Below are 22,504 nucleotides of genomic sequence, written 5' to 3'. Positions count from 1 at the left end.
GGGCCGGTATGCCGTGGGCGGTCAGAAGACCGCTTCGGTCTCGTCCATGCGGTACTGCGGCACGCGCTTGAGCTCGGCGGTCGCGTCGGCCAGCGGCACCAGCTCGATCTCCGTGCCCTTCAGGGCGGTCATCTTGCCGAACTCGCCGCGGTGCGCGGCCTCCACCGCGTGCCAGCCGAAGCGGGTGGCCAGCACCCGGTCGTAGGCCGTCGGCGTGCCGCCGCGCTGGATGTGGCCGAGGATCATGGCGCGGGCCTCCTTGCCGAGGCGCTTCTCCAGCTCCCCGGCCAGCCGGTTGCCGATGCCGGCGAACCGCTCGTGCCCGTACTGGTCGATCTCGCCGCGCTCGTACGGCATGGAGCCCTCGGCGGGCCGGGCACCCTCGGCGACGCAGATGACCGCGAACTTCTTGCCGCGCGCGAACCGGTCCTCGACCATCTTGCACAGGTCGTCCACCTGGAAGGGGCGCTCGGGCACGCAGATGCCGTGGGCGCCGCCCGCCATGCCCGCCTCCATGGCGATCCAGCCGGTGTGACGGCCCATGACCTCGACGACCATGACGCGCTGGTGGGACTCGGCGGTGGTCTTGAGCCGGTCGATGGCCTCGGTGGCCACGCCGACCGCCGTGTCGAAACCGAAGGTGCGGTCGGTGGCGGAGATGTCGTTGTCGATCGTCTTGGGCACGCCGACGACGGGGATGCCCGCCTCGGCGAGCATGTGCGCGGCGGTCAGGGTGCCCTCGCCGCCGATCGGGATGAGGGCGTCCAGGCTCAGCTTGCGGCGGAACGCCTCAGCGTTCTCGCACGCGTCCCGCAGCCGCGCCCGCTCCAGCCGGCTGGAGCCGAGGATCGTCCCGCCACGGGCGAGGATGCCGCTGACGGCGTCGAGGTCGAGCTCCCGGTACCGGCCTTCCAGCAGGCCCTTGAAGCCGTCTTCGAAGCCGATCACCTGGTCGCCTCGGTCCGCCACGGCCCGGTGGACGACCGAGCGGATGACAGCGTTGAGGCCGGGGCAGTCACCGCCCGCCGTGAGAACGCCGATACGCATGGCGTAGGTCTCCTGTCTCGCTGTGGACGCGTGTGGCGCGGGCCTCACCGTCGGGGCCGCGGGAATTCTTTCACGCCTCGCGGGCGCGTACGAACGGCGCTCGCGGATCCGCCGCGCGCCGCCCCCGGGAGGGCGAGTACGGTCGAGATGGCGGGCGTGCGACCGCCATTATTCCGCCTCGGAACAAACCGATAGGATCGCCACCATGCGCCGCTCCAAGATCGTCTGCACCCTGGGCCCCGCCGTCGATTCGTTCGACAAGCTGAAGATGCTCATCGACGCCGGCATGAACGTCGCCCGTTTCAACTTCAGCCACGGTACCCACCAGGAGCACGAGGAGCGCTACCACCGGGTCCGCAAGGCGAGCGAGGAGACCGGCAAGGCCGTCGGCGTGCTGGCCGACCTCCAGGGGCCGAAGATCCGCCTGGAGACGTTCAAGGACGGCCCGGTCGAGCTCAAGCGCGGCGACGAGTTCACGATCACCACGGAGGACGTTCCCGGGGACCGCACCATCTGCGGCACCACCTACAAGGGCCTGCCGGCCGACGTGGCCAAGGGCGAGACGATCCTCATCAACGACGGCAACGTCTCGCTCCAGGTCACCGAGGTGGACGGCCCCCGGGTGCGCACGATCGTCATCGAGGGCGGCGTGATCTCCGACCACAAGGGCATCAACCTGCCCGGCGTGGCCGTGAACGTCCCGGCGCTGTCGGAGAAGGACGTCGAGGACCTGGAGTTCGCGCTCCGCCTCGGCTGCGACATGGTGGCGCTGTCGTTCGTCCGCAACGCGGAGGACGTCCGCGACGTGCACCAGGTGATGGACCGGGTCGGGCGGCGCGTGCCGGTGATCGCCAAGGTGGAGAAGCCGCAGGCGGTCGAGAACATGGACGAGGTCGTGGCCGCCTTCGACGGCGTCATGGTCGCTCGCGGGGACCTGGCGGTGGAGTATCCGCTGGAGAAGGTCCCGATGGTGCAGAAGCAGCTCATCGAGCGGTGCCGCCGCAACGCCAAACCGGTGATCGTGGCGACGCAGATGATGGAGTCCATGATCGAGAACTCCCGTCCGACGCGCGCGGAGGCGTCGGACGTGGCCAACGCGATCCTGGACGGCGCGGACGCGGTGATGCTGTCGGCCGAGTCCTCGGTGGGCCGCTACCCGATCGAGACGGTCAAGACGATGTCCAAGATCGTCAAGGCGGCCGAGCAGGAGCTGCTCTCGCGCGGCCTCCAGCCGCTGGACGAGGAGAAGAAGCCGCGCACCCAGGGCGGGTCCGTGGCCCGTGCGGCGTGCGAGATGGCGGACTTCCTCGGCGCCAGGGCACTGGTGGCGTTCACGAAGTCCGGCGACACGGCGCGGCGGCTCTCCCGGTACCGGGCGGTCCAGCCGATCCTGGCGTTCACGACGGAGCCGGCCACCCGCAACCAGCTGTCGCTGACGTGGGGCGTGGAGACGTTCGTGGTGCCGTACGCCAACCACACCGACGAGATGGTCGAGCTGTGCGACGCCGAGGTGACCAAGCTGAACCGCTACCAGCCGGGCGACACCCTGATCATCACCGCCGGCTCGCCCCCCGGTGTGCCGGGCACGACCAACATGGTGCGGGTGCACCACCTCAACGGCGCCGCGGGCGGCGTCTGAGCCGCACCCGCCGGCGCCATGGCCGGGGCCGGCCGCCGGCGCCCCGGCGGCCGGCCCCGTGCCGCTGGCTCCCGCCCCCGGTCAGCCGGCCGGGACCGTCGGGCCGTCGTCGGTGAGGTAGGAGCTCATGCCCGTCATCGTCAGCTCGCCGCCGAACTGCCCGGCCTGCGTCACGAACACATCGGTGAAGTGGGCGATCGGCAGGTCGATCGGCGGCTGGTGCTCGGGGTCGAAGACGATCGGGACGATGCCGAAGAGCTTGCCCTCGAGCCGTTCGGTGTACATGGTCACCGTGCCGTTGCGGAACGTGGAGGTCGAGCCGGGCTCGGTGCCCACGTGGCGCCGGACGCCGCCGGGCGCGTCGACGATCTGGTGCAGGTCCCCGATGTCGATGCGCTCGGCCGTGAACTTCAGCGCCTGCTTGACGGTGCCGTCCGCCGTGGTGACGTTGACGACGCCGTGGTAGTCGAGGCCGTAGAGCGTGAGAGAGCTGGCTTCCAGGTACCAGGGGTCGTTGGGCAGCGTGACCGGCGTCTGCTCGTCGGTGCCCGCGACGGCTCCCTCGAGGGGGCAGGGGAAGGGCACGCGGCCCTGCTCGTCGGGGGCGAAGGGGTCCTCCTCCGGTGATGCGGGGCGGTCCGGCTCCTGGTCGCCGTCCGCGGCGTTCTCGCCGGTGTCGTCGCCGGGCTCTTCGGGCTCGTCGCTCTCGCCGTCCGGGTCGTCGTCCTCCTCGTCCGGTTCGGCCTCCTCGTCGCGGCGGGCCTGCTCGCCGCGCCGGTTCTCCGCGGGCGCCTGGCCGGGCTCGGGGGCCTCCACGTCGCCGCCGAGGGGGTCCTGCTGGCCGGCACTGTCGTCCCCGCTGTCGTCCCCGCTGTCGTCCCCGCCGTCGTCCGCTCCGTCGTCCTGGGCGTCGCCGGCGCTCTCCTCGCCGCTGGCCTCCTCTTCCCGGCCGCTGCCCGGAGTGAAGAAGTCGATCAGCCCCTGGCCGATCTCCTCCAGGGTGGGCAGGCCGAGAAATCCGGAGCCGGAGCCGGACTCGTCGTCGTCCTCGTCCCCGGGCTCCTCGTCGCCGGACGCGCTCTCGCCGGTGGTGTCCGTCCCGCCCGTGGCCTGGTCCTGCCCGGAGCTGTCGCCCGTGCCGTCCCGGCCGGCGCCGGTGTCCGCCGCGTCCTGGTCCCCGTCCGGTCCGCTGGTTTCCTCCGACGCCCCGGACTCACTGGCGGAACCGGACCGCCGGGTGCGGGCGGGGTCGTCACTGTCCGCACCGTCCTGGCCGCCGCCGGACTCCCCGTCGTCCTGCGCTGTCTCCTGCTCGTCCCGGTCCTGCTGGTCCTGGCGGTCTTCCTCGTCCTGCTCCGGTGCCGCATCCGGCATCTCGACGCAGGCCCCTGGCTGGTAGCGGTCCTCGGGCTGCGGGTCAGCCTTGGCCAGCGGCGAGGTGAACCCCGTCCCGAGGAACACGGCCGACGGCATGGCCGCCAGCGCGACCGCCTTGCCCACCGGCATCTGCAGACGCCGCAGGAGGGTCCGGCGCGGTGCGGCGTGCCGCCCCTCCGGCCGCATAACCGGGCCGTCCTCGCGGGCGTCCGCCTCGGCGCCGCCCCGCTCGTGTCCTCCCCGTTTGCCGCTGCCCCGGCTGCCGCCGGCGCCCGGTATGGCCCCGCCGGGCTTGTTAATCGGCACGTTGTGCCCCCTTCCCCGGTACCGGGTCGCGCTCCGGTGCCCGGCTGTCGAAGTCGGCCAGAGCGCTGCCGGTGCCGGGCGTCGCGGTCGGCGGCTGCCCGTCCGCCTGCTTGTCCTGCTCCGTGCTGGACGCCGGCTGTCCCGGCATCCAGGCGATGGCCATCCCCCCGCCTACGAGTCCGCACAGGAATCCCAGGAAGAAGCCTCCGAAGTTGGAGACCACCAGCGAGACCAGCGCCAGCATGATGGCCGCGACCCCGGCGAAGACCCTCACGTGCGGCTGGAACCACATCGTCAGGCCGAGGACGATCAGCAGCACGCCGATCACCAGGGATCCGGCTCCGGCCGTCGTGGACATGCGGATCGTCAGGTCGCCCAGGGTGACGTGCGCGTAGGGGAAGTACAGGATGGGGCCGCCGGCCAGGATGGTGAACAGGCCCGCCCAGAAGGGGCGCCGCCATCTGAAGTACCGGAAGGCCAGACGGCCCCGGGTGAAGCGCGAGGTCGCTGCGCGTTCGTCGGTCTGAGTGCTCACGGCACGTACTCCCCTGGTGGCGCTTACGTTGGCGGGATGCACGATACGTGCGGTGCTCCTGGGGCAGAGGCGCCATTCCCCCTGCCCCAGGGGCGGTTCAGGCCGCTAGAAGCACTCGTTACGGCCGAGGGACAGGTCCAGGCTGAAGTCAGTCAGCCGGAACGATCCCGCGGACGTGGCCCATGCGGTCTGTTCGATGTTCCTCAGCTCGACCTCGTCGGCCTGCTGGGCGAACGAACCCGGCAGCGTGTCGCCGGTCGGGTCAGGCCCCTTGGTGGTGCTGTCGACGCTGACGCCGATGTCGACGTTGCTGAACACCGCTTCCGAGGCGTCGAGCTGCGCGATGTCGATGAAGAGGTTCTCCGCCCGCACCGGGTTGTCCGGATCGCTGCCCGCCCCCAGCTGGAGCGTGACGTCACCTATGACAGGGATCCCCGGTATGACTACCGACTGGCAGAGATTGGTGATGTCGGCGCTGTCGAACGCCGAGATCGACACGGGCTGCTCGTTCTTGCCCGACGGATCGACCACCGATCCGTACTGGACGAAGCCCTCACCGACCAGCCGGTCCGCCGACACCTTGAACTGCTGACCGGAGACGGCGAACGACGCGGCGAGAGCCCCCTGCGCGAGTGCGATGCCGATGGCGGCTGTAGCGGCCACGCTCGGCACCATGACCAGGCCGAATCGCCGCCATCTGGTGCCGCCGCGAGCCTGTGACTCCATGTACTTTCCTCCTTCTCGGACGAACATCTCCGGACCGGCCCGCCCAGTGGTCGCCAAGCCAGCCACGACCCGGAGGGAGAAGCTCGTTGTCCCCGGTCTGCACCCCGGCGACAGCCACTGACCGCGGCTGGTTGCACGGCTCGCACCGGACCAGGCCCCGGCAGACGGGCACCCCCCTGGTCCGGCGCCGACACGTGGCGAGAGTCGGCTTGGCCGATCGTGGTCCATCTCACGTCCGCACACAAGGGGTTCGTTACCAGTCGGTAATGCGAATGTGCCAGGACACTGCCGCGCGCCCACGATCGCATACAGAGAGTGAAAGATAGCCGCAGAAACCTGCGGCTTACAAGACGGGAAAACCCCCGTAAACCCCCCACTTATGGTTAACCGAACGTCACAACGGCCGCCTTTACTAAGATTTGGTAAAGGCGGCCGTCGTCAACTTCTGAGGCAGTGGCCCGTGCCAGCGACGCTGCGGAAAACCAGCGCTGGTCAGAACAGGACGCGGGCCAGGGCACCCCGGGCGGACACCACGCGCGGGTCCTCCGGTCCCACCACCTCGAACAGCTCCAGCAGGCGCAGCCGGGCGGTGTCGCGGTCCTCGCCCGCCGTCCGCTGCACCGTGCTGACCAGCCGCCCGAAGGCGTCCTCCACGTGGCCGCCCACCATGTCGAGGTCGGCGGCGGCGAGCTGGGCGGCGACGTCCTTGGGGTTGTCGGCCGCCGCCTGCCGCGTCTGCTGCGGGTCGAGCCCTCGCACGCGCTGGAGCAGCTCGGCCTGGGCGAGCCCCACCTTCGCCTCCTGGTTGGCCGGATCGTCGGCCAGCACGTTCTTGTACGCCTGGATGGCGCCGCCCAGGTCGCCCGCGTCCAGGGCGCTGTGCGCGGCCGCGAGCGCGGGGTTGGACGGCGGCTGCGGCTGCTGCTGGGCCTGCTGCGCGCCGTCGCCGACGGGCGCCCCGGCGACGCCGAACCGCTGCTCGGCGGCCTCGATCAGCTGGTCGAGCACCTGCCGCACCTGCGGCTCGGGCGCGGCCCCCTGGAACAGCGGCAGGGCCTGGCCCGCGATGACCGCGAACACCGCCGGGATGCCCTGGACGCCGAACTGCTGGAACAGCATCTGGTTGCGGTCGACGTCGATCTTGGCCAGCACGAACTTGCCGGCGTACTCCTGGGCCAGGCGCTCCAGGACCGGGCTGAGCTGCTTGCACGGCTGGCACCACTCCGCCCAGAAGTCGATGACGACGGGCACCTCGGTGCTGCGCTGGAGCACCTCCTGTTCGAAGCCCGCCTCATCGACGTCGATCACGAGCCGCGGCGCGGCAGCCGCCTGCTGCCCACCCTGCTGGGCCGCCCGCTGGGCCCTGGCCTGCTCGGCCTTCTGCTTGGCCTCTGCGGCCGCCTTCACCGCGGAGAGGTCGACGGCTCCGCTCATGGACATGTTGCGTGGCTGCATGGCATACAGTCTCCCCCCTCACGCGCCCGCCCGGGAACGCGCCTCGGCGGCGCCGCTCCCGGGCCGGACGTCAGAAGCCGGGCGGCTCGGTGTAGCTGCCCCACTCCTCACGCAGCGCACCGCAGATCTCGCCCAGGGTGGCCTCGGCGCGCACCGCCTCCAGCATGGGCTCGATCATGTTCCGGTCGCTCCGGGCCGCCTCAAGCAGGCTGGCGAGGGCGGCACGCACCGCCGCGTCGTCGCGTTCCGCCTTCCGCCGGGCCAGGTCGCGCACCTGCTGCCGCTCCACCTCGTGGCTGACGCGCAGAATCTCGATGTCGCGGGTGACCGAGCCGGTGTAGCAGTTGACGCCGACGACCTTCTTCTCGCCCTTCTCCAGGGCCTGCTGGTAGCGGAAGGACGCCTCGGCGATCTGGGAGGTGAACCAGCCGTCCTCGATGCCGCTGAGCAGCCCGGCGGTCACCGGGCCGATGGGGTGCTCGCCGCCGGAGCGGGCGGCGGCGCGGCGGCCGCGGTCGAGGATCTCTTCGAAGATCCGCTCCGCCTGCTCCTCCAGGCGGTCGGTCAGGCGCTCGACGTACCAGGAGCCGCCCAGCGGGTCGGCCACGTTGGTGACGCCGGTCTCCTCCATGAGCACCTGCTGGGTGCGCAGGGCGATCTCGGCCGCCTGCTCGCTGGGCAGCGCGAGCGTCTCGTCGAGGGCGTTGGTGTGGAGGGAGTTCGTGCCGCCGAGCACGGCGGCCAGCGCCTCGATGGCGGTGCGCACCACGTTGTTGTAGGGCTGCTGCGCGGTGAGGGACACCCCGGCGGTCTGGGTGTGGAACCGCAGCCACTGCGCCCGCTCGGTCCGCGCGCCGTACACGTCGCGCATCCAGCGGGCCCAGATCCGCCTGGCGGCGCGGAACTTGGCGATCTCCTCGAAGAAGTCGATGTGGGCGTCGAAGAAGAACGACAGCCCTGGAGCGAAGTCATCGACGGCGAGGCCCCGGCTCAGGCCCAGCTCCACGTAGGCGAAGCCGTCGGCCAGCGTGTACGCCAGCTCCTGCGCCGCGGTCGAGCCCGCCTCCCGGATGTGGTAGCCCGAGACGGACAGCGGCTTGTAGGCCGGGATGTGGCGCGAGGTGTACTCCATCAGGTCGCCGATGAGCCGCAGGTGGGGCTCGGGCGGGAAGAGCCACTCCTTCTGGGCGATGTACTCCTTGAAGATGTCGGTCTGGAGCGTGCCGTTCAGGGCGCCGGGGTCGGCGCCCTGGCGCTCGGCGGCGACCAGGTACATGCAGAAGACCGGCACGGCCGGCCCGCTGATGGTCATCGAGGTGGTGACCTCGCCCAGCGGGATGCCGTCGAAGAGGACGTCCATGTCGGCGGCGGAGTCGATGGCCACGCCGCAGTGGCCGACCTCGCCGAGCGAGCGCGGCTCGTCGGAGTCGCGGCCCATCAGCGTCGGCATGTCGAAGGCCACGGACAGACCGCCGCCCCCGGCCTTGAGGATCATGCGGTAGCGCTCGTTGGTCTGCCGCGCGCTGCCGAAGCCGGCGAACTGGCGGATGGTCCACGTCCTGCCCCGGTAGCCGGTCGGGTACAGCCCGCGGGTGAAGGGGAACTCCCCCGGCCAGCCGATCCGCTCGAAGCCCTCGTAGGTGTCGCCGGGGGCAGGGCCGTAGACGGGCTCCACGGGGTCACCGGAGAGCGTGGTGAAGTCGGCGTCCCGGGTGCGGGCCGCGTCGTACCGGGCCTGCCAGCGTCGGCGGCCCTCTGCGATGGCGTCTGCGTCCATGCGTCCAATTTACTTGGACGTCCAACTAATCGTCGAGCACAGCGCCCGGCGCCGCACCCGGCGGGCGCCGGGCGCGAGAGACGCGGCAGGCCGGGCCGCTCAGGCGCTGACCGGCTCCTGGGCGGGCTCGGCCTCGACCAGCGGCCGGACCTCCGCGGCCACCTTCCGCTCCACGAAGAACGCGGCCAGCGGGATGGTGCCTGAGGCCAGCACCCACAGCAGCTTGCCGAACGGCCAGCGGGCCTTGTGGCCGAGGTCGAACGCGAAGACCAGGTAGACCATGAACAGCAGGCCGTGGGCCTGCGAGACCACGAGCGTGACGTCCTCACCCGTGTCGAAGCCGTACTTGAAGACCATGCACGTACACAGGACCAGCAGCATCACCGCGGTGACGTAGGCCATGGTCCGGTACCGCGTGAGCACACTCCGCTTCATGGCGGAGAGCCTATCGGTTCATTCCGGGCGATCTTCACGCGCCCCGGGCTCAGTCGTCCTCGAAGTCGCGGGCCGCGACCCGCAGCGGCCGCAGCATCGCGAAGATCTCCCGGCACTCCTCCTCGTCGTAGGCGCTCAGGCCGAAGTCCATGGCCATCAGGTCCCGGGTGGCGGCGTCGCAGACCTTGCGCCCCTCCTCGGTGATCGCGGCCAGGGTGCCGCGGCCGTCGTTGGGGTTGGGCCGCTTGGTGACGTATCCGGCGCGCAGCAGGCGGTCCACCGTGTTGGTCACCGAGGTGGGGTGGACCATCAGGCGCTCGCCGATCTTCGACATGGGCAGCTCGCCGGCCTTGCTGAAGGTCAGCAGCACCAGGGCCTCGTACCGGGCGAACGTCAGGCCGTACGGCTTGACGACGGCGTCCACCTCAGCGAGCAGGATCTGGTGCGCGCGCATGATCGAGGTGATCGCGGCCATCGCCGGCGCGGGACCCCAGCGCCGCTGCCACAACTCGTCGGCGCGGGCGATCGGATCGAACGGAAGGCTGAGCGGTTTCGGCACGTCTGCGACCCTACCGGCTGGTCAGCCGCCACGGGCCGGGCGTCTCACCGTTCGGCCGCCCCACCGGGCGCGCACACCCGCGCACACCCGCGCGCCGCGAGCGCCGGCGGGCCTAGACCTCGCGGGCGTTGACGATGCCCTCGCGGCGGGCGCGGGCGGCGATGACGGCGTTGTCCTGCTCACGGCGCAGCCGCCGCTCCGCGAAGAAGCCGCCGCCGGGCAGCACGGCCATCACGACGTACCAGGCGCCCGTCTTCAGCTGCCAGCGTGCCCGGTTCCAGGCATCGAGCCAGAACAGCACATAGAGGACGAAGAGGAAGCCGTGGACGGCGCCCATCACCGGCACGGCGTCGAAGTCGGTAGTGCGCCGCAGCACGGAGCAGACCAGCAGCACCAGGAAGGAGACCGCCTCGGGGGCGGACACCAGCCGGAGCCGTCGCAGCGCGGTCGCGGTCCTGAGATCCATGCTCCCGATTGTCGCAGCCGTCCCGGATGCCGCTTCCCTGCCCCCCGTTCACCGGGGTTCCGGGCACAACCGGGCGGGTGGTTAGGCTTCACGGTATGGAACCGGACACGGGCACCCGCTGGCTGAGCGAGGCGGAACAGCGCGCCTGGCGCACGCACTTGGACGTCACCAGGCTGCTGACGTACCAGCTCGGGCGGGACCTCCAGCCGTTCGGGCTGACCATGCACGACTACGAGATCCTCGTCCACCTCTCCGAGGCGCCGAAGCGCCGCATGCGGATGACCGACCTGGCGTCGGCCACGCTCCAGTCCAAGAGCAGGCTCTCGCACCAGATCACGCGCATGGAGAACGCGGGTCTGGTGCGCCGCGAGCACTGCGACTCCGACCGGCGGGGGCTGTTCGCCGTTCTCACCGACGCCGGCTGGGAGACGATGCTCCAGGTGGCCCCGCACCATGTCGCGTCCGTGCGGCGGCACTTCATCGACCTGCTCGCGCCCAGCGAGCTGGCCGCGCTGCGGCGCGCGCTGGAGCCGGTGGCCGAGCACCTGCGCGCCGAACGCGGGCGCCAGTAGCCGCCGCTGCGCCGCCTCCGGCGCCCTAGCCGCCGGCGACGGGGAGCCGGAGGACGAAGAGCGCGCCGCCCTCGGGGGCCCGGCCGGCCGTCAGCGAACCCCCGTGCCGCGTGGCCACGTCCCGCGCGATGGCCAGGCCCAGGCCGGCGCCGCCGTCGTCCCGGCTGCGGGCGTCGTCGAGGCGGACGAAGCGCTCGAAGATCCGCTCCCGGTCGGCCTCGGGCACGCCGGGCCCGTCGTCGGCGACCTCCAGCCGGGCCTCGCCGCCGTCCTCGCGGAGCGTGACGCGCACCCGGGAACGGGCGTGGCGCTGGGCGTTGTCCAGCAGGTTCCGCAGGACGCGCGCGAGCTGGCCACGCGAGCCGTTCACCGTGACGTGCGCCAGCTCGTCGGCGCGCACGCGGATCCGGTCCCCGGTGCGGTCTGCCAGCTCGGCGGTGACCAGCCCGGCCAGGTCCACGGCGTGCGCGAGCGGACGCTCCCCCGCGTCGAGGCGGGCCAGCAGCAGCAGATCGGCCGCGAGGTCCTGGAGCCGGATGGTGTCCTTGACGGCGCCGGACACGTCCAGCAGTTCGGGGTGCGCCTCGCCGACCTCCAGCTGGGTGCGGAGCGAGGCGATGGGGCTGCGCAGCTCGTGCGAGGCGTCGGCGACGAAGCGGCGCTGGCGTTCCACGGAGCTTTCCAGGGCGGCGAGCGTCTCGTTGGTGGTGCGCGCCAGGCGGCCGATCTCGTCCTGCGAGACGGGCACGGGGACGCGGCGCGAGAGGTCCTCGGAGCGCGTGATCGCGGCCATCTCGCGGCGGATGCCTTCGACCGGGCGCAGCGCGCGCCTCGTCACCAGCCAGGTGACGAGGCCGACGACGCCGAGCAGGGCGGGGATACCGACGAGCATCGAGGTGCGGACGGTGTCGAGGGCGGTGCGCTCCACGCCGAGGGGGGCGCCGGCGTAGACGGTGACCTCCTCGCCGCGCGTGGTGACGGCCTGCACCACGGCGAACAGGTACTCGTCGTGCTGCCCGGCCACGGTCGCCGAGCCCTCCACGGTCGCGATGTCCTCGCCGACCTCGCCGGGGACGATCCGGGAGCCACCGGCGCCGTTCTCGTCGTCGTCCCGGTCGTCGTCATCCGGGTCGTCGTCATCCGGGTCGTCGTCCTGATCGTCGTCGTCCTGGTCGTCGTCCGGGTCGTCGTCCTGGTCGTCGTCCGGGCGCTCCGAGGGCGGCGCGGGGCTCCGCCCGGGCACCGGCTCGGGGGTCACCTCGCGGCTGGCCGTGCCCGTGATGGACTCCAGCCCTTCGCTGACAGCGACGACCCGCCCTTCCTCGTCCACGACCTGCACGGGCCCCTGCCCCTCCAGGCGCAGCTCGTCGAACGGGGTGTCCGTGGCCAGCTGGGCGGCGATGTCGCGCGCCGCCACCTCGGCGCGCAGCCGCACCTGCTCGGTCAGGTCCGCGCGCAGCATCGTCACCATCGCCACGCCCGCCGCGATCAGCGCGAACGCCACCACCGCCGTGGCGCCGAAGGCCGCGCGCGCCCGGACGCTACCCACGCGGCGCCACCAGCCGGTACCCGGCACCGCGGATCGTGGCGATCAGGCCCGCGCCCAGCTTCCTGCGGAGCGCGCTGACGTAGACCTCGACGATGTTGGGGTCGCCGTCGTACGCGAAGTCCCAGCCGTGCTCCAGGATCTCGGCCTTGGAGACGACCTCGCCGGCGCGGGAGGCCAGGTACTCCAGCACCGTGAACTCCTTGGCGGTCAGCGGTGTCTCCACCCCGCCCCTGGTCACCTGGCGCGTGCCGCGGTCGATCACCAGGTCGCCGACCGTCAGCTTCGGTGCCGCTCCCCCGCCGCGGCGGCGCAGCAGGGCGCGGACCCGGGCGACGAGCACCACGTAGGAGAACGGCTTGGTCAGGTAATCGTCGGCGCCGGTGTCCAGGCCCTCGGCCTCGTCGTACTCGCCGTCTTTGGCGGTCAGCATCAGGATTGGCGTCTCGTCACCGGCGGCGCGCAGGGCGGCGCAGACCCGGTAGCCGTTCATGCCCGGGAGCATGATGTCGAGGATGATCAGGTCGTAGCTGCCCTCGGTCGCCCGGTGCAGGCCGTCGGTCCCGCTGTGGACCACGTCCACGGCGAAGCCCTCGGCCGTGAGCCCCTGGGCCAGCGAGCGGGCCAGGCGGCGTTCATCCTCCACGATCAGCACGCGCATGACGACCAGCTTCCCAGAGCGTTCCTGAAGACGGCTTCAGGTTGCTTCAGCTCCGCTTCAGCTCCGGTCAGCCACCGTCGTGACCGTTGCCCCAACGACTCGGGAGGACCCGCACCATGAAGCGCAACGTGATCATCGCCGTCGCCACCGCCGCGGCCGTCGTCGGCGGCGGCACCCTGACGGGCATCGCCCTCGGCTCCAGCGAGGGCGGCACCGAGGAGATCTCCGCCCCGGCCAGCGTCCCGGGCGCCCAGCCCGGCGGCGCGCCGCAGGGCGGGGACGGCACCGGCGACGGCCACCCGGCCGCCACGGACGGCAGCGCCCCGGAGCGGGCGGCGGCGACGGCCCTGGCCGAGGTGCCCGGCGTGGTGACCGGCGTCGAGCGCGAGGACGACGACGGCGAGAACGGCTGGGACGTCGGTGTCTGGGGCGAGGACGGCCGCTTCCACTGGGTGGCGGTCTCCGAGGACGGCGAGCGGGTGCTCGGCAGCGGTGTCGCGGCGGACGACGATGCCGACGACCGGGACGACGACTGGGACGACGACTGGGATGACGACCGGGATGACGACCGGGACGCGCTCGCCGCGCTCCTGACCGGCGACGGCGTCAGCGCGGCGGCGGCCATCGCCCTGGCCCAGGACTACACCTCCGCCTCGCTGCGGGAACTCGAACTCGACGATGACGCAACTCACTGGGAGGCGGAGCTGCGCGGCGAGGACGGCGCGGAGTACGAGCTGCACGTCGACGTGGCCACGGGCGAGATCACCAGCGGCGACCGGGACGGCGACCGGGACGACCGGGACGACGACCGGGATGACGACCGGCACGACGGCTGAGAACGGGCGGCGCGGCCCCGCTCAGCTCTCCGTCAGCCCTCGGACCAGCTCGTCCGCCGCCGCGTAGGGGTCGAGCTCGCCCGCGGTGATCCGCTCAGCGAGCGCCCCCAGGCGGCGGTCGCCGCGCAGGTCACCGATGCGCTCCCTGAGCGCCGTCACGGCGATGGTCTCCACCTCACGCGCCGCGCGGGCGGCCCGGCGCTCGGCCAGCACGCCGTGCTCCTCCAGCCAGGCACGGTGCTTGTCAAGCGCCTCGGCCAGTTCCGCCACGCCCTCGCCCCTGGCCGCGGCCGTCTTGACCACCGACGGCCGCCAGTCGCCGGGGGCGCGGGCCTCGCCCAGTCCCAGCATGTGGTGCAGCTCCCGGACCGTGGCGTCGGCGCCGTCACGGTCCGCCTTGTTCACCACGAAGACGTCCCCGATCTCCAGGATCCCCGCCTTGGCCGCCTGCACCCCGTCGCCCATGCCGGGTGCCAGCAGGACCACCGAGGTGTCGGCCTGGGAGGCGATGTCGACCTCCGACTGCCCCACCCCGACCGTCTCCACCAGCACGACGTCGCAGCCCGCCGCGTCCAGCACCCTGACCGCCTGCGGCGCGGCCCAGGCCAGGCCGCCGAGGTGGCCGCGCGTGGCCATGGAGCGGATGTACACGCCGTCGTCGCCGGCGTGCTGCCCCATCCTGATCCGGTCACCGAGCAGCGCCCCGCCGGAGAACGGCGACGAGGGGTCGACGGCCAGCACGCCCACCCGCATCCCGCGCGCCCGGTAGGCCGACACCAGCGCCGAGGTGACCGTCGACTTCCCCACCCCCGGCGCGCCCGTCAGGCCGATCACGCGGGCCTGCCCGGTGAACGGGGCGAGCGCGGCCATCACCTCCCGCAGCCGCGGCGAGGCGTTCTCCACGAGGGAGATCAGCCTCGCCACTGCCCGGGGATGGCCCTCCCTGGCCTTCGCCACGAGACGTGGCACGTCGTCCGTCACCGCTCCTCACTCCCGCTCTCGCCGGTCCGCTCTCGCCGCTCTGGCCGCCCGCTACGCCGCGGGCACCCGCAGGATCAGCGCGTCGCCCTGCCCGCCCCCGCCGCACAGCGCCGCCGCGCCCGTCCCGCCGCCGCGCCGCCGCAGCTCCAGGGCGAGGTGCAGCACGATCCGGGCCCCCGAGGCGCCGATCGGGTGACCGAGCGCGATCGCGCCGCCGTTGACGTTCACCCTTTCGTGGCCTACCCCGAGGTCGCGCATGGACTGCACGGCGACGGCGGCGAACGCCTCGTTGATCTCGAGCAGGTCCAGGTCCGCCACGGACAGCGACTCCCGGGCGAGCGCCCGCTCGATGGCCCGCGAGGGCTGCGAGTGCAGGGAGTTGTCCGGCCCCGCGACGACGCCGTGCGCGCCGACCTCCGCCAGCCAGGGCAGGCCCAGCTCCTCGGCCCGCCACCGGGCCATCACGACCACGGCCGCCGCGCCGTCGGAGATCTGCGAGGACGACCCGGCGGTGATGGTGCCGTCGGGCGCGAACGCCGGGCGCAGCCGCGCCAGCGTCTCCTCGGTGGTGTCCGGGCGGATTCCCTCGTCCTCGGCGAGGGTGACCGGGTCGCCCTTGCGCCGCGGGATCTCCACCGGCGTGATCTCCTCGTCGAACACGCCGTTCTTCCGGGCGGCCGCGGCCCGCTGGTGGGAGGCGGCGGCCACGGCGTCCTGCTCGGCGCGGCCGATGCCGAGCCGCGCGTTGTGCCGCTCGGTGGACTCGCCCATGGCGACGCCGTCGAAGGCGTCGGTGAGGCCGTCGTGCGCCATCGAGTCCAGGACCTCGACGGCCCCGTACTTGTAGCCCTGCCGCGCCTTCGGCAGCAGGTGCGGCGCGTTGGTCATCGACTCCTGCCCGCCGGCCACGACGGTGTCGAACTCCCCGGCCCGGATCAGCTGGGCGGCCAGCGCGATGGCGTCAAGTCCCGACAGGCAGACTTTGTTGACGGTCAGCGCGGGCACCGTCATCGGGATGCCGGCGTGCACGGCGGCCTGACGCGCCGGCATCTGCCCCGCCCCGGCCTGGAGCACCTGACCCATGATCACGTACTGCACCTGCTCGCCGGAGATCCCGGCGCGCTCCAGCGCGGCCCTGATGGCGAAGCCCCCCAGCTCCGCCCCGGAGAAGGGGGCCAGGGAGCCGAGCAGGCGGCCCATGGGCGTGCGCGCGCCCGCGACGATCACCGGCGAAGCGTCGTTGCTCGCAGTCATGCGGATCACTCCTCGCGGATCAGGAGTTAACGAAGGTTAAGCGGGACACCGCCAGCGTACTGAGCGTCCTACCCCGCGTCACCGTTGCGCACATGTGACCGCAGGCACGTTGCGCCCGCTCACGCCCGGCGCTCCACTGGTGACATGCTGACGCGCATCGATCATGTGGGCATCGCCTGCGCCGACCTTGAGGCCACCGTCGCGTTCTACCGCGAGACGTACGGCTTCGAGGTCACCCACACCGAGACCAACGAGGAGCAGGGCGTGCGCGAGGCCATGCTCCGGATCAACGGTACCGACGACGGCGGCGCGACCTACCTCCAGCTCCTCCAGCCCCTCAGCGAGGACTCGCCGGTCGGCCGGTGGCTCGCGAAGCACGGCGAGGGAGTCCACCACATCGCCTTCGGCACCGACGACGTCGACGGCGAGGCCGCGTCGCTGCGCGGCAAGGGCGTGCGGGTGCTGTACGACACCCCGCGCCGCGGCTCGATGGGATCGCGGATCACCTTCCTCCACCCGAAAGACTGCCACGGCGTGCTGACCGAGATCGTCACCGCCGCGACCGGCCAGGACGAGGCTCCGGCCACTGACGCGGACAGTCCCGGCCGGTAGAGTGGCCCAGCCGGGGCATGGGCCGTCGTCACGCCCTCGTCCCGGGCTCGGCCGGTGATCCGACACGCCCGCGAGGCGTTCCCCTCGCGGGCCAGGCACCACACGGATCAGCATTTCCACGACCAGGGGACGGATGGGACCGCGCAGTGCGGGGCTACGACGCCTACGAGCCTGACGACCACCTCTCGCGACTCGAAGCCGAGATGGCGCGGCTCAAGAAGGAGCGGGACAAGGCGGTCGATCACGCCGACGACCTGGGCTACCAGGTCGAGGTGCTGCGCGCCAAGCTGCACGAGGCCAGGCGGGCGCTGGCGCTGCGCCCCGCCTACGGCGACGCCACGGCCCACGCGGAGCAGCTGCTGCGCAACGCCCACATGCAGGCAGACCAGATGCGCGCCGACGCCGAGCGCGAGCTGCGCGAGGCCCGCATCAGGTCCCAGCGCGCGCTCCAGGAGCAGTCGGAACGGCGGGCGCGCCTGGAGGCCGAGCTGCACGCCGAGGCGGTCCGGCGCCGCCAGCAGCTCGACGAGGAGCTGGCGCAGCGCCGCTCCACCGTGGAATCCCACGTCAACGAGAACGTCGCCTGGGCCGAGCAGCTGCGCGCCCGCAGCGAGGCGCAGGCCCGGCGGCTGCTGGAGGACACCCGCGCCGAGTCCGAGCGTGCCCTGGCGCAGGCCAGGGCCGAGGCGCAGCGGCTGGCCGAGGAGGCGCGCCAGCGCGCCGCCGCCGAGGCCGAGGCGGCCCGTGCCGAGGCCGAGGACGTGCTGCGGCGCGCCAGGGCCGACGCCGAGCGGCTGCTGAACGCCGCCTCGGCGCAGGCGCAGGAGGCGTCCGATCACGCCGAGCGGCTGCGCGCCAGCGCGGCGGAGGAGGCGGAGGCGGGCCGCCGCGAGGCGGCCGGCATGGTCCGCGAGGCCGAGGAGCGCAAGGCCGAGGCCGACGCCGCGCTGCGCGCCGCCCGCGAGGAGGCCGAGCGGCTCGTCAGCGAGGCCAGCCAGCAGGCCGAGAAGCGGCGGGCGGCGGCTGAGACCGAGTACGAGCAGCGCACCGCGACCGCCAAGGCCGAGATCGCCCGTCTGGTCGGGGAGGCCACCGAGGAGGCCGACAGCCGCCGGGCCGAGGCCGAGCAGGTGCTCGCCGACGCGCGTGCCCGCGCCGAGCAGCTGATCGCGGAGGCCACGGAGGAGGCGCGCACCAAGTCCGCCGAGGAGTACGCCGCCCAGATCGCCGAGGCCGCCCGCACCGCCGAGGACGTGCTGAACAAGGCGTCCGAGGAGGCCCAGGCCACGAAGAAGGCCGCCGCGGAGGAGGCCGAACGGCTGCGCGCCGAGGCCGAGAAGGAGGCCGACCGGCTGCGCGCCGAGGCGCATGACGTCGCCGAGCAGCTCAAGGGCGCGGCCCAGGACGACACCAAGGAGTACCGGGCCAAGACCGTCGAACTCCAGGAAGAGGCGCGGCGGCTGCGCGGCGAGGCCGAGCAGCTGCGGGCCGAGGCCGCCGAGGAGGCCGAACGGCTGCGGGCGGAGGCGCGCCGCGAGTCCGTGCAGCAGATCGAGGAGGCCGCGGCCAGCGCCGAGGAGCTGCTGGCGCAGGCCAAGTCCGAGGCGGAGGAGACGCGCGCCGCGGCGGTCTCCGAGAGCGAGCGGGTGCGCACCGAGGCCATCGAGCGCGCCACGACCCTGCGCAACCAGGCCGAGCAGGCGCTGCGCAAGGCGCGCGCCGAGGCCGAGAAGACGCGCGACGAGGCCGCGGAGCACGCCGAGCGCGTCACCAGGGAGGCCGAGGAGGCGGCCGAGCGGCTGCGCGAGGAGACCAAGGCGGCCATCACGGCCGAACGCGAGGCCGCCACGGCCGAGTTGACGCGGCTGCGCGAGGAGGCCGAGCAGCGGGTCGTCCAGGCCGAGGAGTCGCTGATCGAGGCCCGCGCCGAGGCGGACCGGATGCGCGCCGACGCCAGCGCCGAGACCGAGCGGCTGCGCGCCGAGGCCGCCGAGCGCATCAAGTCGCTGACAGAGCAGGCCGAACGCGCCGCCCAGGAGATGCGGGACGAGGCGGCGGCCGACGCCGCCCGGTTCCGCGCCGAGGGCGAGGAGCAGGCGGTCCGGCTGCGCGGCGAGGCCACCACCGAGGCGGCCCGGGTGCGCGAGGAGGCGCAGGAGGCCGCCGACCGGGTGCGCGCCGAGGCCGCCGCGGCGGCGGAGCGCACGGCGAACGAGGCGGCGCAGGCGCTGGCGGCGGCACAGGAGGAGGCCGCACGGCTGCGCGCCGAGGGCGACCGCCTGCTGGCGGAGGCCCGGGACGAGGCGCACCGCGAGCGCGCCAGCGCCCGGGAGCAGAGCGAGGAGATGCTGGCCACGGCCCGTGCCCGCCTGGACGAGGCGGAGCGGCGCGCCGAGACGCTGGTGGCCGCGGCCGAGCACAAGGCGCAGCAGGTGCGGGACTCCGTGGCCGGGCTGCGGGAGGAGGCCGAGGCGGAGATCGCGGCCCGCCGCGCCGAGGCGCAGCGCGAGGCCGAGCGCGTGCTGCGGGCCTCCGCCGAGGAGAAGGAGGCCGCCTCCGCGCTGGCCGAACGCACCGTCAGGGACGCGATCGCGGAGGCGGAACGGCTGCGCGCCGCCGCGGAGCAGGCCGCCGAGCGGACGCGGGCGGAGGCCGACGAGATCAAGGACGAGGCGCGGCGCGAGGCGGCGCGCAAGCGGAGCGAGGCCGCTGCGCAGGCGGACGAGCTGATCTCCAAGGCGCAGGAGGAGGCGCTGCGCATCGCCGCCTCGGCCGAGGAGCAGTCCGACACCATGGTCGCGGCGGCGCGCAAGGAGGCCAGCCGCATCGTCAGTGAGGCGCAGGAGGCGGGCAGCGAGCTGGTCGAGAACGCCCGCAGCGACGCCAACCAGCTGCTGGAAGAGGGGCGGCGTGACGCGGCGTCGATCCGGGAGCGCGCCGAGGAGCACCGCGCCCGCGTTGAGGCCGAGATCGAGGAGCTGCACGACCGCGCCCGGCGGGAGGCGGCCGAGCTGTCGCGGGCCGCGGGCGAGCGCGTGGACAAGCTGGTCAAGGCGGCCGAGGAGCAGCGCGCCGAGGCGCGGGCGGCGGCCGAGACCACGATCTCGGAAGCCAACGCCGAGGCGAGTAAGGTACGTATCTCCGCGGTGAAGAAGGCGGAGAGCCTGCTGAAGGAGGCCGAGCGGCAGCGGGCCGAGATCCTGCGGGAGGCGCGGGAGCAGCGGGACGCCGCCGAACGGGAGGCCAAGCGGATGGTCGAGGAGGGCAAGCGTGAGCTGGAGAAGCTCGCCCGCCGCCGCGAGGACATCAACGCTGAGATCTCCCGTGTCCAGGACGTGCTGGAGGCGCTGGAGACGTTCGAGGCACCCAAGCCGGCCGGCGGGTCTGCCGCCGGCTCCGGGGGCGGTGCCAAGGACGGCTCCCGGGACAAGGGCGCCGTGGCAGCGGGCGCGGGCGGGTCCCGTCAGGGGCCCAAGAAGTCCGGCCGCTGACCCCGGGTTACGTCACCGTTCCGCCGTTCGGCGAAGAAACAGGGGAGCATTCTCCACACAGAATGGCGAACCGCTCGAAGACACGCCGGTCGCCCCCTAGGATTGCCTGCCGAGGGCGGACCCTGCTTGAGAACCCGTCTGAGAAATCCCGAAGGCTGATCAAAGCTGAGGAGCTCGACCTCGAAGCGCTGAACGCCCAGGCCCAGGTCACCAAACTCACTCATCCGTCTGAAGCGACAGGAACCCCATGAGCGACACTTCCACCTCCCCCTTCGGCTTCGATCTCGTGCGGCGCGGCTACGCCCGTGAGCAGGTGGACGACCGCATCTCGAAGCTCATCGCCGACCGCGACAGCGCACTGGCCCGTATCTCGTCCCTGGAGAAGCGGATCGAGGAGCTGCACCTCGAGTCGCAGAACGCCCAGGCCCAGATCGCGGATGCCGAACCGTCATACGCCGGCCTCGGGGCCCGGGTCGAGAAGATCCTCCGTCTCGCCGAGGAGGAGGCGAAGGATCTGCGGGAGGAGGCTCGCCGCGCGGCCGAGCAGCACCGCGAGCTCGCCGAGAGCGCGGCCCAGCAGGTGCGCAACGACGCCGAGGCGTACGCCGCCGAGCGCAAGGCCAAGGCCGAGGAAGAGGGCGCCCGCATCATCGAGAAGGCCAAGGGCGAGGCCGCCGCGGCCCTGGCCGAGGCCGAGAAGGACGCCCAGGCCAAGCGCGAGGAGGCCGACTCCCTCTTCGAGGAGACCCGGGCCAAGGCGGCGCAGGCGGCGGCCGACTTCGAGACCAACCTGGCCAAGCGGCGCGAGCAGTCCGAGCGTGACCTCGCCTCGCGGCAGGCCAAGGCCGAGAAGCGGCTGGCGGAGATCGAGCACCGCGCCGAGCAGCTGCGCCTGGAGGCGGAGAAGCTGCGCACCGACGCCGAGCGCCGGGCGCGCCAGACCGTCGAGACGGCGCAGCGGCAGGCCGAGGACATCGTGGCGGACGCCAACGCCAAGGCCGACCGCATCCGCAGCGAGTCCGAGCGCGAGCTGGCGGCGCTGACCAACCGCCGCGACAGCATCAACGCCCAGCTGACCAACGTCCGCGAGATGCTGGCCACGCTGACCGGCGCCCAGGTCGCCGCGGCCTCCCTCGGCGACTCGGACGACTCCGACGAGGGCCTCGGCAAGGGCGTGCCGGCGCAGCAGTCCCGCTGAACCGCCGCGTACGGCACCTGCTTCACTCGAACGGCGCAGGGGTGGCCGCCTCACCGGGCGGCGACCCCTGCGCCGTCCTAGCGTCGATGGCGTGATCGAGCTGTCGGGGCTGACCAAGCGTTACGGCGCGCGGACGGCGGTGGAGGACCTCACGTTCGCCGTGCGGCCCGGCATGGTGACGGGCTTTCTCGGCCCCAACGGCGCCGGCAAGTCGACCACGATGCGGCTGATCCTGGGCCTGGACCGGCCCACCAGCGGCGACGTGCGCATCGACGGCCGGCGGTACGAGGAGCTGCGTGAGCCGCTGCGCGTCATCGGTGCCCTGCTGGAGGCCAGGTCCGTGCACCCGGGCCGTACCGCCTACCACCACCTGCTGTGGCTGGCGCAGAGCAACGGCATCCCCGAGCGGCGGGTGGGCGAGGTGCTGGACCTGGTGGGCCTGACGGCCGTGGCCAAGAAGCGGCCGAAGGCGTTCTCGCTGGGGATGGGCCAGCGCCTGGGCATCGCCAGCGCGCTGCTGGGCGACCCGCGCATCCTGATGTTCGACGAGCCGGTCAACGGGCTCGACCCCGAGGGCATCCACTGGATCCGCCACGTCATGAAGCGCCTGGCGGCCGAGGGCCGCACGGTGCTGGTCTCCAGCCACCTGATGAGCGAGATGGCGCTCACCGCCGACCACCTGGTCGTCATCGGGCAGGGCAGGCTGCTGGCGGACACCTCCATGCGGCGCTTCATCGAGGAGAACGCCCGGTCGTTCGTGCGGGTGCGCGCCCCGGAGCGGGAGCGGCTGCGCGACGTGCTCACCGGAGCGGGCCTGACCGTGGCGCCCGAGGCGGACGGGCCGGGCCTTGAGGTGGAGGGCGGCGGCGAGGTGGCGGCCCGCGTCGGCGAGCTGGCGGCCGGCCACGGCCTGGCCCTCCACGAGCTGAGCCCCCGCCGCGCCTCCCTGGAGGAGGCGTTCATGCGGCTGACGCAGGCCGCGGTCGAGTACCACGCGCACCAGGCACGGCCCGGGGACGGTGGCTGAACGT

At 73.0% G+C, this 22,504-nt stretch carries 20 protein-coding genes; 7 read left to right on the top strand and 13 right to left on the bottom strand.

The window, feature by feature from the left end:
• Positions 1-21 precede the first annotated feature (21 nt).
• On the bottom strand, positions 22-1,047 hold the full coding sequence (locus tag JK356_RS01590) for an ATP-dependent 6-phosphofructokinase (protein WP_201865614.1): 1,026 nt from the start codon (positions 1,045-1,047) through the stop codon (positions 22-24).
• Positions 1,048-1,252: 205 nt separating this feature from the next.
• Here JK356_RS01590 and pyk point away from each other — a divergent pair, with 205 nt between their 5' ends.
• Positions 1,253-2,686 (top strand): pyruvate kinase, encoded by a 1,434-nt coding sequence (gene pyk / locus JK356_RS01585; RefSeq protein WP_201865613.1) that lies wholly within the window; start codon positions 1,253-1,255, stop codon positions 2,684-2,686.
• An 81-nt stretch (positions 2,687-2,767) separates the two neighbouring features.
• Here pyk and JK356_RS01580 read toward each other — a convergent pair whose 3' ends face one another.
• The 8 genes from JK356_RS01580 to JK356_RS01545 all read right to left on the bottom strand — a co-directional run bounded on the left by JK356_RS01580 (position 2,768) and on the right by JK356_RS01545 (position 10,322).
• Complete coding sequence (locus JK356_RS01580) at positions 2,768-4,369, bottom strand: hypothetical protein (protein WP_201865612.1); 1,602 nt, start codon at positions 4,367-4,369, stop codon at positions 2,768-2,770.
• Entirely contained in the window at positions 4,359-4,904 is a 546-nt protein-coding gene (locus JK356_RS01575) for a DUF6114 domain-containing protein (RefSeq protein WP_307815352.1), read from the bottom strand. Before JK356_RS01575 ends, JK356_RS01580 begins: the two co-directional genes overlap by 11 nt.
• Before the next feature lie 105 nt (positions 4,905-5,009).
• Positions 5,010-5,630 (bottom strand): DUF6230 family protein, encoded by a 621-nt coding sequence (locus tag JK356_RS01570; protein WP_201865611.1) that lies wholly within the window; start codon positions 5,628-5,630, stop codon positions 5,010-5,012.
• Positions 5,631-6,122: 492 nt separating this feature from the next.
• The gene (locus JK356_RS01565) at positions 6,123-7,085 is read right to left on the bottom strand and encodes a tetratricopeptide repeat protein (RefSeq protein WP_201865610.1); all 963 of its coding nucleotides are present in this window, start codon (positions 7,083-7,085) and stop codon (positions 6,123-6,125) included.
• A gap of 70 nt (positions 7,086-7,155) precedes the next feature.
• Positions 7,156-8,862, bottom strand: a complete 1,707-nt coding sequence (locus JK356_RS01560; protein ID WP_201865609.1) for a methylmalonyl-CoA mutase — start codon at positions 8,860-8,862, stop codon at positions 7,156-7,158.
• 99 nt (positions 8,863-8,961) lie between these two features.
• Positions 8,962-9,297, bottom strand: coding sequence for a DUF3817 domain-containing protein (locus JK356_RS01555; protein WP_201865608.1), 336 nt, complete (start codon positions 9,295-9,297; stop codon positions 8,962-8,964).
• Between the two features lie 49 nt (positions 9,298-9,346).
• Positions 9,347-9,856, bottom strand: a complete 510-nt coding sequence (locus tag JK356_RS01550) for a MarR family winged helix-turn-helix transcriptional regulator (RefSeq protein ID WP_201865607.1) — start codon at positions 9,854-9,856, stop codon at positions 9,347-9,349.
• Between the two features lie 112 nt (positions 9,857-9,968).
• Positions 9,969-10,322 carry a DUF3817 domain-containing protein gene (locus JK356_RS01545; RefSeq protein WP_201865606.1) on the bottom strand — a complete coding sequence of 118 codons (354 nt, stop codon included), beginning with the start codon at positions 10,320-10,322 and terminating at the stop codon, positions 9,969-9,971.
• Positions 10,323-10,417: 95 nt separating this feature from the next.
• Between JK356_RS01545 and JK356_RS01540 the strand changes: the two genes are divergently transcribed.
• Positions 10,418-10,894 (top strand): MarR family winged helix-turn-helix transcriptional regulator, encoded by a 477-nt coding sequence (locus JK356_RS01540; protein WP_201865605.1) that lies wholly within the window; start codon positions 10,418-10,420, stop codon positions 10,892-10,894.
• Positions 10,895-10,919: 25 nt separating this feature from the next.
• On the opposite strand, the gene JK356_RS01535 is transcribed toward JK356_RS01540, so the two are convergent.
• Entirely contained in the window at positions 10,920-12,443 is a 1,524-nt protein-coding gene (locus JK356_RS01535; RefSeq protein WP_201865604.1) for a cell wall metabolism sensor histidine kinase WalK, read from the bottom strand.
• A complete protein-coding gene (locus JK356_RS01530; protein WP_201865603.1) occupies positions 12,436-13,101 on the bottom strand; it encodes a response regulator transcription factor in 666 nt (221 codons plus the stop codon). The genes JK356_RS01535 and JK356_RS01530 overlap by 8 nt, the downstream gene beginning before the upstream one ends.
• A gap of 116 nt (positions 13,102-13,217) precedes the next feature.
• On the opposite strand from JK356_RS01530, the gene JK356_RS01525 reads away from it, so the two are divergent.
• Positions 13,218-13,937 carry a PepSY domain-containing protein gene (locus tag JK356_RS01525; protein ID WP_201865602.1) on the top strand — a complete coding sequence of 240 codons (720 nt, stop codon included), beginning with the start codon at positions 13,218-13,220 and terminating at the stop codon, positions 13,935-13,937.
• Between the two features lie 21 nt (positions 13,938-13,958).
• On the opposite strand, the gene meaB is transcribed toward JK356_RS01525, so the two are convergent.
• Positions 13,959-14,918 carry a methylmalonyl Co-A mutase-associated GTPase MeaB gene (meaB, locus tag JK356_RS01520; protein WP_201865601.1) on the bottom strand — a complete coding sequence of 320 codons (960 nt, stop codon included), beginning with the start codon at positions 14,916-14,918 and terminating at the stop codon, positions 13,959-13,961.
• Between the two features lie 51 nt (positions 14,919-14,969).
• Positions 14,970-16,145: an acetyl-CoA C-acetyltransferase gene (locus JK356_RS01515; RefSeq protein ID WP_201865728.1), complete on the bottom strand. Its 1,176-nt coding sequence runs from the start codon at positions 16,143-16,145 to the stop codon at positions 14,970-14,972.
• A 171-nt stretch (positions 16,146-16,316) separates the two neighbouring features.
• Here JK356_RS01515 and mce point away from each other — a divergent pair, with 171 nt between their 5' ends.
• From mce to JK356_RS01495, 4 genes are all read left to right on the top strand, one after another.
• Positions 16,317-16,784 carry a methylmalonyl-CoA epimerase gene (gene mce / locus JK356_RS01510; protein WP_201865600.1) on the top strand — a complete coding sequence of 156 codons (468 nt, stop codon included), beginning with the start codon at positions 16,317-16,319 and terminating at the stop codon, positions 16,782-16,784.
• Positions 16,785-16,930: 146 nt separating this feature from the next.
• Positions 16,931-20,275, top strand: a complete 3,345-nt coding sequence (locus JK356_RS01505) for a hypothetical protein (protein WP_201865599.1) — start codon at positions 16,931-16,933, stop codon at positions 20,273-20,275.
• 247 nt (positions 20,276-20,522) lie between these two features.
• Positions 20,523-21,473 (top strand): cellulose-binding protein, encoded by a 951-nt coding sequence (locus tag JK356_RS01500; RefSeq protein WP_201865598.1) that lies wholly within the window; start codon positions 20,523-20,525, stop codon positions 21,471-21,473.
• Positions 21,474-21,564: 91 nt separating this feature from the next.
• The gene (locus tag JK356_RS01495; protein WP_201865597.1) at positions 21,565-22,500 is read left to right on the top strand and encodes an ATP-binding cassette domain-containing protein; all 936 of its coding nucleotides are present in this window, start codon (positions 21,565-21,567) and stop codon (positions 22,498-22,500) included.
• The last annotated feature ends 4 nt before the right edge of the window (positions 22,501-22,504 follow it).

The organism is Streptomyces sp. 7-21 (genome assembly GCF_016741785.1).
Classification (GTDB): domain Bacteria; phylum Actinomycetota; class Actinomycetes; order Streptomycetales; family Streptomycetaceae; genus Streptomyces.
Note: the sequence above shows the minus strand (reverse complement) of the source record. Positions and strands in the feature narration are given on the sequence as shown.